This window comes from Enterococcus sp. AZ196 (assembly GCF_050498845.1).
GTDB lineage: Bacteria > Bacillota > Bacilli > Lactobacillales > Enterococcaceae > Enterococcus_A > Enterococcus_A murrayae.
This window is the reverse complement of record NZ_JBIPAM010000001.1, coordinates 2103328-2117111: the sequence shown is the minus strand read 5'-3', so window position 1 is coordinate 2117111 and position 13784 is coordinate 2103328. Positions and strand designations below refer to the sequence as shown.

Below are 13784 nucleotides of genomic sequence, written 5' to 3'. Positions count from 1 at the left end.
CCATCGTGGCGAAACAATTTCTGTCAATAAAAAATAGCTTTTTTTATATCTTTTTCTTGAAGTTAGTTATGTTTATGTTACGATGAAGCAGAAACATATTACATAAAAAGGATGTTAAGAATGAAAAAAAATAGGATTAATTTAGCTTGTATAATGGCACTCTTTGCGATTTCAGCACCTTATGGTGTACTTGCAGAAGAAGAAGGCACACAACGATCGGAACCAGTTGTTACCAGTAGGGCGCCATCATCAGGTGAAGGGTTTGAAATACAATCATCTTCAGAAAAGGTTTCAGAAGATCAAGAAGGTAGTACCGGAATGTCGGAACAAGAAGTGGTTCAACAAAAACCAGAATCACAAGAAAAACAGACAGCAGAAATAAATGGTGAAGTGGTTGAATTGGAACCGCCAGTAAAAGAGGGACAGGAGGAAGCGAACGCTACGCAGGCGCCGAAAGAAGAAGTGAACCAAGACGGTTCACGTGTTTTCCGAGCTGCTTCTTCAACCATTCAGTTGTACCGGCTCTATAACCCGAATAGCGGGGAACATTTCTATACCCAAACAACTGGTGAACGAGACAATTTACGGAAAGTAGGTTGGCGCTATGAGGGAATCGGTTGGGTTGCTCCAGCTTCAGGAAATCCCGTGTATCGATTGTATAATCCGAATGCTGGAGACCATCATTATACACTTAATGCAAATGAGCGAGATCATTTGAAGAAAAAAGGGTGGAGATATGAGGGGGTTTCATGGTATTCGCCCAAAACAGGAATCCCTTTGTATAGACTATATAATCCAAATGCGAGAACAGGGACCCATCATTATACGACCACAGCATCTGAACGGGATCATTTGAAAAAAGTAGGTTGGCGTTATGAAGGGATTGCGTGGTATGCGGTAGGAAATGGGCAGCAAAGCTACGAAGATTACCGACTCCTAGGAGTAAAGAATTACAATCAGTATGCGTTGGGTGCTCCTAGCGGATGCGAGGGGGCATCGTTGCTTCAGGCGTTGCAGTATAAAGGTAAAATTACGAATTGGAGTTTGCGCTCTTTTCTTAATACAATACCGAAATCACCGAATGGAAATCCCAATAATGGCTTTGTAGGTTCTCCATTTATTGAAAATGCATGGACATACTCTGCTATTTACCCGGCGCCACTAACAACTTGGGGCAAAAAATATGGGAATGTTCAGAATGTTTCTGGTAGTTCTGTAAACACGTTAATTAATGAGGTTAAGAATGGAAACCCAGTTGTAACCTGGGTGACAATCAATTTTCAACCGATCCGTTGGGGAAACTGGAACTTTGGTCCTGCTGCTAATAATAACCATGCAGTGACTTTAGATGGCTATAATAAAGCTGGGAACCAAGTGCATGTTTCTGATCCAATCAGTGGTTCTTACTGGTTAAGCCGCACAACATTTGAAAATATCTATAATGCTAGAAAATATGCGGTAGTGGTGAGGTAGCTAATTGAGGTTAAGGGTTATTAAATCAAAGAAGTCGTTAAAATAATTATTGTAAGTGTCTAATCACTAGGTACCTGCACACCAAATAGCCTAAGTCTTATACTGGACTTAAGTTATTTGGTTTTTTTAGGAACGATGTCATTTTTGTTTTTGAAAGAACCACCTCCGTTTCACTTGATAGCTCAAGTATAGACGGGGGAGACACTTAGCAACTAACACCTACAAAGATAGAAAAGCGCAGCTCCTAATTGAATGAAAAGTTTGCTGCCACTTTTCTTATGTATTTCAGTACGAGGTGTAGCAAGAGTATGAAAGAAACAAGTTACTGTAAACAATTGAATTTTCTTTGTATTTGGTAAATTAGAAATAAAGATACTGAGACACAAGTCACTTTTATTAAATTAGATGTAAGTAAAAAATATTGATAAATTAAATCATTTGTTTAAAATTCTAGAATGAAATATGAAATACTGTGAAAACGATGCTTTATAATTATAAAACAAAAAGATGACTTCAGATTCCTTGTTTTGGAATTAGAAGTTATTTTTTTACTTATATCACAGCCTCTACTTTTTGGTTCCTTTCCAAAAAGAAAAAATGAGTATCGCTATTCCCAGCGTGATTATGAAGCTAAGAAGAATAAAAATGATGATTCCTGTTGTACTTAAGGAATCAAACAAAGTAAGGATCTGCTGCATGATATCACTATTTATGAAGCGGATTAATCAATGATGGTGAATAATACACTTCATACCTTTCGTTATTATTTTGAGTGTATCTCTGACCAAGAAAAATACCTACCGAATGAATTCATCAAATACATTTCTAATTACACTATAAGAAGATACAAAGATTTTAAATTAGTGTAATTAGAAAACACTAGATTATCATTCATTTTAAAAAGTAAAACCCAATCAGGATAAAAACCAAGACTGAAGCGACAAAACCAGCCCCATAGCCAAAAAGTTGATACAGATTGTTTCCATGCTTAAAGTTGAAGATGCATAACATAAAATAATAAATGAATACGGATGGAATAGCAAGGATAGTCTTTCTACGTGTCCATCTGTTATCGTATATGAAAAAGACTCCTAGGTACAGACAGACAGGAATCCAAAAGACTAATTTTGCAATCAAAACCATTGTAAAACGCTCCTAAAATAATCTGGTCTCATTGTAGGGAAAGAGAAGGTTGAAGTAAAGTACTGTGAGAGAAACGTAATATATAAAATTACTTTAGTGAAACATTTGCTGGGACAATCAATCTATATAAAATGAACCGTCGGATTTATCAACGGTTCAGGTAGAAAAGGTTTGGATAAAGATTTCACAAATCATTTCTTTCGATTTGAAGGAAGTGTCTGTAAAAGGAGGACATCAAAAGAAAGTGCCATCACTTCTTTTGACAACGCTATTATACCTCTATAAAAATGATGAAGTAATGAATTCTTGCTAAGGGTTTATTCATAGTATGGATCAAAAGAATTCGAATCAACATTCTATATTACAATTCATTATAAAATGTTACCCATATTGTATCATTTCTTATATCTTTTTCCTGCTGTTTAATAATAGAAATAATTTTTATTTCTTTATCAAAGAAACAAAAACTGATATAATCAAAAAAGTAAAAAACGAGTGTCATGAATTCCTATTAGTGAATTTATATCCTTGTTTAAAACGAATGAGTGACAAAAAACGATAAAAGAAGGTCACTGATTTAAAAGTGAAAGGGTGAGAATGATTTCAGAAAGAAAAAAATTAATAGTTCTCTATTTGGCTGTAATGGTAAGTGGAGAGATTCTTGCATTGACAAGTGTCTTTTTCATATACTTCAATGATACTCTTTTTAATCGGAACATTGATATTATTCAATCCTATATCAACGCCTCTTCCGCATTTTTTGGCTGTTTCTTTTCAGTATCCACGGCATTGGTGATTAGTCAATTTGCGAAGTATCGTGAACGATTGAAGGAAACACAACGTACAATGACTTTCTTTTTCAAAGTGAAAGCAGAATACCAACATAATAGGATTGTTTTATTGAAATTAGAAAGAGAAATCCGAGAGGGGTCGGATAAACTTGCTCATTTACTGATAGAAAATCGAAAGGTTCGGGATTTGTTTGCGACCTCGGTGTATCATTTAGAATTTGTGGCTTATCATCAGCTGTTCTCACAAATCAATTCACGATTACTTGAAAAAGAAGTTGCTCAGGCTGAACCATACCTTCTGTTATTTGAACAAACGTATCAAATTTATTACTTGTGCCAAGCGATCGTAGAGAAAAAAATAAGAACGGAAGAGAACATATGTCAGCTTTTACTTTTGATTACTGAAAAAATAGGAGATGCGGCTCAACTCCAAGCAGAAATTGAAGAAGAACAAACAAGTGAAAAAGGGTCAACTGCCTTATTGATTTCTGACACTGTAGATATTTAAAAAATGAAAAGGGGAATATAAAAAGCTTCCTTTTGTTTAGAAAGGAAGCTTATTTTTTTAAGAATATTCACAATATTTTTTTTATAACTAATAATATGAAGATTTTTTTTGGTAAATTTCTTATATACTACAAAACGTCAACTGAATAAGTACTGACACGGATTTATCCAGTTTCTTAGAATTACTGAGTCTAAGAAACTGGATAAATTTTTGCCTTTATTTACTTGAAATAACGTTTAATTCTCACTATAGATTAACAATAATCATTTTAAACTACAATGTCAAGTTAATGAAGCTCTTTTTTTGAGAAATTCATAGGAAAATAACTCTATTTTTTGACCGAAATTATTATTTATCCCTTTGTTTTTATTCACCGTCAATTTCGCCGTCAAAATTATTTGGAGAGGAATGAACAATTATGAGTCGACGAGGAGAAAATATTTATAAACGAAAAGATGGCCGCTGGGAGGGACGATACATTCGAGGGTATCGTTCCGACGGAACCATTCATTACGGATATATCTATGCATATACCTATAAGGAGGTCCGTCAAGCGTTGCTTCCTTTAAAACAGACCGAGCCTTCACGCAAGAAACAGCGATCATTGATGGATCCTACGATTGCTTCATGGACCACAGACTGGTTAGCATTTCGTAAAGAAGAGTTGAAGCCTTCAACGTATGCCACCTATCAGTACAAAATCCAGCGCTATGTGTTGCCACACATAGGAGGAAAAAGACTGTCTGAATGTACGAATGACACCATTCGCGAATTAATCGTTCGCTGGAAAGAAGACGATCAGTTATCTGCTTCGACGATAAAAAGTATCTTTCAAGTGGTCAATAGAGCTCTAGGGAGCGCCCACAAGAAGGGGTATTTACTAGAAGATATTTGCGATACGATCATCTTGCCCAAAGTCAAACGAACAAAGATCAATGCCCTGTCTGCAAGTGAACAAAGGCGATTAGAAAAAGCCGCAAACAAAGCCCCAGAGGGCTTGCCTACCCTGCTTGCGTTGCATACTGGCCTTCGTATTGGAGAAATCGCTGCATTAACTTGGGAAAATATCGACTTTTCTAAGCGAAAACTCTACGTAGAAAGTACCTACCAACGCGTTCAATTGCCATCAGCCAATGGCAGAAAGACATCGTTGGTTTTAGGAGAGACAAAAACGTCTGCTTCGCAACGTTGTGTTCCACTGTCTAGTAAACTCATTCGTTTATTGAAAAAGTGGAAAGCGCAGCATTTAGGAGAGTCACATCTCTTTACGAAGAACGGACGTCCCGCAGAACCACGTTTATTGGGTTATCATTTTCAACAAATTGCAAAAAAAGCAGCGATTGGCCGGGTGCACTTCCATCAATTGCGTCATACCTTTGCGACCCGCTGTATGGAAGTACAAGGGGATATTGCTTCGATCAGTTCCTTATTGGGTCACTCTTCAGCCAAGACGACCTTGGATATCTATGTGGACTCGTTGTTCGAGCAACGAGAACAGTTGATAGCCAAAATGGAACAACAATTTGCCTAACAATCATTAAAAAAACAAACGTTATTACTCCCTAGCCTCCCCCTTTTTTTGTCTTTCCAAAGAAAGCGCTTCATTTATGCATCTTCTTTTTTTGATATGTTTCGACCATTTCCCTTCAAAAATTCTTCCATTCGAGTAGATATGAGAGAAATCTCAGATTTAGAAACGGAGGAAAAAAAGTTATTTTCCGTCAATTCACCGTCAAGTATGTTTCTAAACATTGATTTACTCCCGATTATCGAACTTTTCTTAGACTCAGTAATTCCAAGAAACCCGCAGGGCTTCTTTTTCTCGTCAGATTTAGCTATTTTATCATGATTTATCGATAAAAATCAGTAGATTTGTTTTTCCATTGGAAAAAATTAATGAATGCTCACGTAAGAGAAAAAGAGAGTTGACTCAACGGATGAGTGCCCTTTGAAAGGAGGTATGTTTATCGATAGACAGACATACAAGCAGTTAGATCGTCTCCAATACCAAATGAGACACGAAACACCCCAGTTGAGTATTGGGAAATAAGTGAAGGAATGCGGCAATCATCATTTCACTTATTTTTGATTTCAACGAAGATGACCAAAACTACACAAATAAAGGAGCAAATTATGAAAAGAAAATGGATAAGTAAAACAGCAATGACTTTGGGTGTGCTGACAATGTTAGGAGCTGCAGGTGCTGGTACAACAGTTGCTTTTGCGGCGCCACCTACACAAAATATTAGTGGGAACGCAGTATCAGATAATACTTCTAAACGTTCTATTACAATTTGGAAGTACGAAATCAATAGCGCTTCGGAACTAGGAGAGCGTGGAGATGGAGAATCATTAGACCCAGCGGTTGCACCTGATTTACAAGGAAAGAAAGTTATGCAAGATGTAAACTTTGAAATCGTTCGAGTAATTCCAGCAGCAGGAGTGGATTTAACCGATCCATTGCAACAAACAGAAGCTGGTGGAGCCTATACGATTGATCCAACATTTACTAGACAAACAGGTAAAACGGCTGCAGACGGCAGTTTGACATTTGATGTTGGGACGGGAAAAGCAGCAGATGGTATTTATTTAGTAAGAGAAATCAAAGATGGGAATGGCGAGTACACTTATACTGATCCGGTGACTGGAGAGACTGACAAAAAAATCAATAAACCAATGGATCCATTCTTTGTTTGGTTACCACAAACAAAACGTGATGATACCTCTAAATTGATCTACGATGTACATGTTCATCCTAAAAATATCGTGACAGATACAGATTTGGATAAGACGGTTCAAGGTGGTAAAGGATACTCAATCAAAGCTGGACAAGATTTTCAATGGGAAGCGACGACAAAACTTCCTGATGGTTTGTATAGCGAGATTACCAAAGATATGACCATTACAAATCGTCATGACAAGGATGGTAATCCAATCGCTGACTTGAATATTACCGCGTCACCTGCGGCACCGTATGATTTATTTGCGGACTACTTTACAGTAACCGATGATCTGAATACTAACTTGTTGTTAAAAGACATCGTTATCCAAGTGTTAGATAAGGATGGTACGACATGGAAGGATCTTACAATTGGAACTGATTATAAAGTGAGCTTAAACGGAACAGCTGTAGCAGCCCATCCTGTAACAAATATGACTGCAGGAGCCGCTAAGAAAGTTGAAGTTGATTTAACTCAAGATGGAATGAAGAGAGTTACCAATGATGAAGATACACATATCCGAGTGGTCTATAAGACAACGGTAGAAGAAGATTTCAATGGTGTAATTACAAATAAATATGATGTCGATTACTTGATCCCTGGACAAGAGCCAGTAAAAGACACGAGTGATGAACCAGAATACTACAATGGTGGATTTGACATTAAAAAGACTGATAAATCTGGAGCAGACCTTTCTGGAGCAGAGTTCCATATTGCGCTAACAGAACAAGATGCGGAAGATAATATTTTCTTGGCAAGTGATGGCAAAACGTATAGAAAAACTGCTGGACCTGGTGGAACCCCTGCAGCGGATACTTTACCTGCAGGCGTAGATTACCTAACTTCAACTTCAGACGCATCAGGTAACGCACAATTTGATGGACTGAAATTAGATTGGTTTACTGATTCAAATGGGAACGGCGAACAAGAACCAAGTATCCCTTCAGAGGCAACATGGGATCGTGCTGATATCAAAAAGGACTACTGGATTGTCGAAACAAAATCTCCAGATGGATTTGAATTATTGAAAGATCCGAAAAAAGTAACCGTAACATTGGATACACATGAAAATAATGCACCTGAAATTACCGTAGTCAATGAACCAAAAACCAAATTACCATTTACCGGTGGCACTGGCACAATGCTAATCGTAATTATTGCCATTGGAGCAATCACTATCGGTACAGCAGCAATTGCAATTGATAAAAAACGCCGTGCGGTGTAACGAAAAAATAAGATGATTTTCTAACACATAATTTACTAAGGATGATATTCGTCCTTAGTAAACCTGTGTTTAAAGGAGAACGCGTGTTTTATAAGGTTTCAACAAATGGATTGAAATAGAGACACCATCTTATAAAACATACATACTTTGATGGTGGAAAGGAAAGGAAGACGATGCGAAAAAATCCAAAAGCACAGAAAGTAGTCACTATCCTTCTTCCTATACTATTTCTGATTGGACTATTGATTATAGTGGTTCCCAAAGGGGACTTATTAAAAGCATTCACAGCAGATGAGTTTGTAAAAGTGAGCATTGATGGGAAAGATGTGACCGGAGATGAAGAAAAGTTACAAACAGAGAAAGAGTCAGTTGAAGTAACAATAGAGGCAAAAGAAAATATAATAGCAGAAATTCCGTTTGATGAAAATGCTTCAATCGAGCCACTCAGTGAAGAAAAAAAGGAATTGAGCATTGAACAGCAATCGTCAGCAGTCTTTAAAAAAGATGAGTTTACTAAAACCTTTGATAAATGGCTACAAGATGAGGAAATGACTGAAAAACCGAAATGTGTTCGTGTATTAAAAAAAGAAGGTTCTGGTTTGTTGTATGTGTACTTGAAAAAAGGCCAAGATCAATTGATAAAGATACAGCGGAACACTTCTCAAAGTGTGGATGTAAACATCATGGATGCATCAAATTCGGAAAGAGAGCAAGTGCTTTTGAAATTCAACAATTCAGAAGAAATAAACTCTCAAGCTTCAAGTACGTTAGAAGTGTCAAAGCAGACAAGAAGCACATCTTCATCTGTAATTTCCAAGTCAAAAGAGAGTACTCATGAGTCTAGTGTCTCATTAAAAAAAGACCAAATAACAACAGAAGAAACAAAGGCTTTAACAGAAAAGAAAAAGGCCTCAACAAAAAAGAGTGAAATAAACAAACTAGAAATTAAAACTGAAGATACAACTGAGGAAAAAATAGGAAGGGAAAAAAACAAAGACCTAACTAAAAAAGAAATTATTGAAAAACAAAAAGCTGTAAAAGTGGAGAAGAATGAAAAGATAGTTTCTGTTTCAACTGAAAATACAAAGAAAACCTTAAAAGAACTTGAGGCTGTAGAATACAGTGAAAAAGATTCTTTGCGATCTCCAAAATTTTTAGTCGATACAAAATTGAAGTCTCCGAAGGCCACATCAAATGGCACTATTGGTATTCGAGATGCAAAAGTTGTCGTGAAAACTGGAACAGATTCTTTTGATTTAGATAACAATCCGGGACATGATTTGGACAGTCAAAATGATATTGTACGTTCTTTTGATCAGATAATATATTTGGTATCATTTTCCATCCAAAATGAAAATACAAAAACTAAGTATTCAAATATAAAATACGAAGTAGACAGTACACTCACTGAAGCTTTTAAAAATATTAACGGAACTTTTGTAAATATTGGAGCAATTGCTAATGGGAGTAATAGAGATATACCAAATGGAAACGGAGATCAATATTCGAAAGGTCAAATGGAATCCGTTATTAGCGATACAGGACAAGTATTTGTTCCAATAACCCTAAATATATTCGGGCCTGCCCATGGAACCCTGATTACTCCAACATTTGAACTTAAAATTGTTGAGGCAAAGAATGAAGACACTGGAGAAATCGAGAAAATAAATAAGGTCTATGATAGTAGCAAACTATCTGGTTTATCAGTGCGAGGTACTAAAGTTTCAGCAAGACCTTCGATTTCAGTTGAATTAGTTCGAGGTCAAATTCAAAAAAATACAGTACTGAGTTCAACTTTACCAATGGAAAATGCATATGATGTTGCTGCTGTAACTACCTTAAAGAAACTTGACGAAAGAGCTACTGGTGATTATCGTGGATCTACATTTCCAAGCGGACCTATCAACTTTGATGTTAAATATGGAGGAACCTATCAAAAAGGTGCTGCGACCCCAGTAACAATACCGTCCACGGCTATCAATCCGTTATATGTAGAATCTTATGCTCCAGCAGTCAAGGACAGAACCACAGCGCCCTGGCAAACAACAGCAGGCGGAAGAAATGTAGATATTAGTCAATTTACACGTCCATTGTCAGCCCCCCATGCCATGACACACAGAATATTCAATTCTCAACCTTTAGTTAATGATAAATCAGAAATAGGTGTCTACAATTCTGGGGATTTTACTGTTACAAGAAATGGATCTGTAAAAAATGAGAACTACTCACCAACATACAATCCTTATACTTATTTAATGTCAGGGGAGAGAAGTCCGTCGGCTACGGATAAAAGTTTTTCCAGCCTAGAATTAATTTTTAGCTGGGATAAACAGAAAACGGAGAATGCAGCCAGAGCAAATGGTTGGTCACGGTATGACATGACTTTAAAGGTAGATTCAGTCTCATATGAAGATAGCTCAGGAAATAGGTTTACGAATTCGAATTCGTCAAGTATTACTTATCCTAGTCTAGTTGCAGTTCCTGGATCATATACTGCAGCATCAGTCATTATGACAGAGCAAGTCGACGGTCTTTACACAGTAAAGGATACGACAATTAAAATTGATAATGCAAATCCCGGAACAGAAAGATACCTCGGAGCTTACCGAAATTATGGAAATGCTCAAATATCTACGGGTAGTAGAGTCTGGTTTAGTGTATTGGGACAAATAACCGGTTATACGCAAGCAGAAAAGTCTGCAGGCAGTGAGCATTTATTTATGTGGGATTCAACTGCATTCAAATATGATAAAACTCAAAAACCATCCCATTATTATTACACTACTGAAAATAATTCTGCGGAGTATAAATACGGTGTAGCTAAGCCAGCTAAGCTTGGAGACACTCCACCTTATACAATGAAAATAAAGAAAATGGATCTGGATAAGGATTTATATAATTGGTATGACACGCCTGAAGAGGCTGAAGCTTATGGGGATATAAGTGCAGTTTTATACATTGGTAAATATGATTCTACTCCAGTGAATTCATCTATGGAAAAATTTGCAATTGTGCCAGTGGTTGTTACGGCTACCGGTGGTGATGAGACACCAGCAGGGAATCGTATAGTCTTTCTGGGCTCTCAAAGATTCTTCGATAAAGAAGGTAATGTGTTATATGAATCTTATAAAGATGGAACTGCAGGGAAAACCGGTAATGGTTCTATTACTGGAACGGGAGTATATAAACCTACTCAGTTTTCTAGTACTGGAACACCATTAAGTTACCCCATGGAATATTGGAACCATCTTGGAGAATCCGCATATGTAAAAAAAATGTCAATTACAACTAAAACAGAAGTTGAAAAAAGTCTATATCAATCTAATGAAAATGTGAATGTAAAAGTAAGCGGAGTATTAGGTGGCTCACATCAAAATACAGTTGATGCTTCATTAACCACTACTCTTCCAAAAGGGATGAATTATATTGGACCATCTAAAGATTCCAATGGAGATTCAATTGAAGATAAATTACAGGTAACAAACAATCCTGATGGAACAACTACTCTGAAATGGACTTTTCCAGGAAAAAGGTTAGGAGAAGGAATTGAAACTCATTTTACTTGTGGGTTAGACCAGACGAAGTTGTCATATTTAAACACCGGGTATACGAATAATTTAACTGTAAAAACTTTAGGTGATGTTTGGGCAACCAATGATTTACGAGATAGAGATGAGTCTTCAGAAAACATCCGTTCGTCATTAGATTCCTTTATGGTTCAACGAATGCAACAAGTTGTTCTAAGCAAAAGTGCAGATAAACCGCTAATAGAAGTTGGAAACACTGCACCTACTGCAGTGCCTGAGGATACGTCAATTACTTATGATGTAACGCTATTAAACGAAAGTTTAGATAACATCGTTGATGGAAAGTTATTAGATGTACTTCCTTTTGACAATGATGGTCGTGGGACAAAGTTCAGTGGCGATTATACGGTCACTGATATCAAAATGACAGGACCTAGCTCAACAATCACTTTCTCAAATTCTTCAATGCCATACGACACGGATCCGAATACCATTTCTGGATGGACTACGTATAAACCAGGGATTGATCCGATAAGCAAAGTGAAAGATGCTAAGGCGATACTCGTCTCGGTACCTAAGCTTGCTGTAGATGAGAAGGTCAAATTAACAGTTACCATTCAGCCGAAGAATCAAAAAGCTGGTGATGTATTAGTAAATAATGCGCAAATGAACTCTGATTTTAAATTGCAGGTAAATTCTCAAGCAGTTTGGACAAGAGTCTATGGTCGTGATCTTACAGGATATGTTTGGTATGACAACGATTATAATGGGTTGATTGATGCAGGGGAAAATCCTGTCGAAAACATTCCAGTAAAACTGTATAGAACAAGTCAAAAGAAACCAAACTATGCTGATGAGCTGGTTGAAAAAAGTTTGACTGGTGAAGCATTTGTCGACACTTCAGGAAATTCTTTGATTAAGACGGATGCTGCTGGGAAGTACAAATTCTCAAATCTCCCAGAGGGTGAATACGTGGCTGAATTCATGGTTGGCGATCTCGTCGTTCGAAAAATTGTCATTGTAACTAAAAAACTGGTTGGTAGTGATGACACAAAGAACTCGAAAGCGGATCCTAACGACTATAAGACACCAGAATATAACCAACCAGAACTGAATGATTTACCAACATCTTCGTTGCTGGGAACAGATAATATTCATCATATTACAGATGTGAATGCGGGGCTAACACCACTATCTAAAATTAGACTTTTCAAATATGAAGAGGGAACTGCAGTCGATAGTGATGGAAATGGAAAGTTGAGTGAAGCGGAAATAGAAGCTTCTGGTCGTCCATTACAAGGTGCTGAATTTGATCTTTATGAAGGAGACAGTACGAATGCTTCAGATAAAATAGCTGGTCCTGTAGCAACTGATGCGAATGGTTGGCTAGAGTTTGGAGGTCTCCCACCAGGAGACTATACCATTGTGGAAACAAAAGCACCGGATGGGTTTGAGTTGTTAAAAAATCCAATAAAAGTGAAGGTACCAACTTATAACTCTATTGTGAAAGTACATGTCTCCGATAAAGGACAAACGAAGTTGCCATTTACCGGTGGGACAAAAGCGATGAGAATCATTTTGATTTCGTCTGCGATTTTATTAGTTGTCGGTATGGCGGGTGTCTATCTGCACTTTCGACCTATCAAAGTAAGGAGAGGAAGCTAAATGAAAAAAATACATCGTTTGTTATTCTGTTTGTTTGCTTTCTCACTGAGCTTTGGTTCAGTATTACCAGTTTTTGCAACTGAGGAAACACCGATATCATCAGACGGCTACAATATTTTCATCCAGAAATATAAGATCGAAGATTTTACAAAGGTGGAGAATACGTTGCCACTGGATGGGACAAAAGCGGATCAAGTCAAAGATGCGGATGGAAAGAATTTGGAGCCTCTAAGTGGCATTTCATATGAGATTACCCGTGTAACACCTATGCAAGGCAACGTTTCTGGTTTTGAACCTGTTCAAGGGGATGGCGCGTTTCAAACTACGGTAACGACGGATGGTCAGGGACTTGCTCATGCAGGTAACTTGGCACAAGGAATGTACAAAATCGTAGAGAAGGAACATGCACAGCTTAAAGATGTGATGGAACCTGTGATCGTCGAATTGCCATTTCCTCAACAGACTGGCGAACCTTTAAATGAAGTGTATATCTATCCGAAATCAAGTGTCTTACCAACACCTGGCCCAGGAGAGAAAAAAGGAGTGAGGGGAACCAACGGTTCTCAACCAGAAGAAATTAAGAAATTACCCCAAACCAGTGGGAACATCGGAACAGCACAAGTACTTTTATGGATATTAGCCATGATTGTTGCTATGGGTGGTGTTGGGATGATTAGTATCCACCGGAAAAAAGACGTATTTTAACCAATAATGCATCAACATTGAAGAAAG

General features: G+C 37.3%; 6 protein-coding genes. All 6 read left to right on the top strand.

Annotated elements, in window-relative coordinates; translation table 11 throughout:
• Positions 1-318: 318 nt before the first annotated feature.
• Positions 319-1473: a C39 family peptidase gene (locus IGI67_RS10080; protein WP_429958630.1), complete on the top strand. Its 1155-nt coding sequence runs from the start codon at positions 319-321 to the stop codon at positions 1471-1473.
• 1740 nt (positions 1474-3213) lie between these two features.
• Positions 3214-3915 carry a hypothetical protein gene (locus IGI67_RS10075; RefSeq protein ID WP_429957627.1) on the top strand — a complete coding sequence of 234 codons (702 nt, stop codon included), beginning with the start codon at positions 3214-3216 and terminating at the stop codon, positions 3913-3915.
• A 418-nt stretch (positions 3916-4333) separates the two neighbouring features.
• A complete protein-coding gene (locus IGI67_RS10070; RefSeq protein WP_429957626.1) occupies positions 4334-5446 on the top strand; it encodes a tyrosine-type recombinase/integrase in 1113 nt (370 codons plus the stop codon).
• A gap of 602 nt (positions 5447-6048) precedes the next feature.
• Positions 6049-7860, top strand: a complete 1812-nt coding sequence (locus tag IGI67_RS10065; protein ID WP_429957625.1) for a SpaH/EbpB family LPXTG-anchored major pilin — start codon at positions 6049-6051, stop codon at positions 7858-7860.
• A gap of 173 nt (positions 7861-8033) precedes the next feature.
• On the top strand, positions 8034-13052 hold the full coding sequence (locus IGI67_RS10060; RefSeq protein ID WP_429957624.1) for a SpaA isopeptide-forming pilin-related protein: 5019 nt from the start codon (positions 8034-8036) through the stop codon (positions 13050-13052).
• The gene (locus IGI67_RS10055; protein WP_429957623.1) at positions 13053-13757 is read left to right on the top strand and encodes a pilin N-terminal domain-containing protein; all 705 of its coding nucleotides are present in this window, start codon (positions 13053-13055) and stop codon (positions 13755-13757) included.
• Positions 13758-13784: the final 27 nt, after the last annotated feature.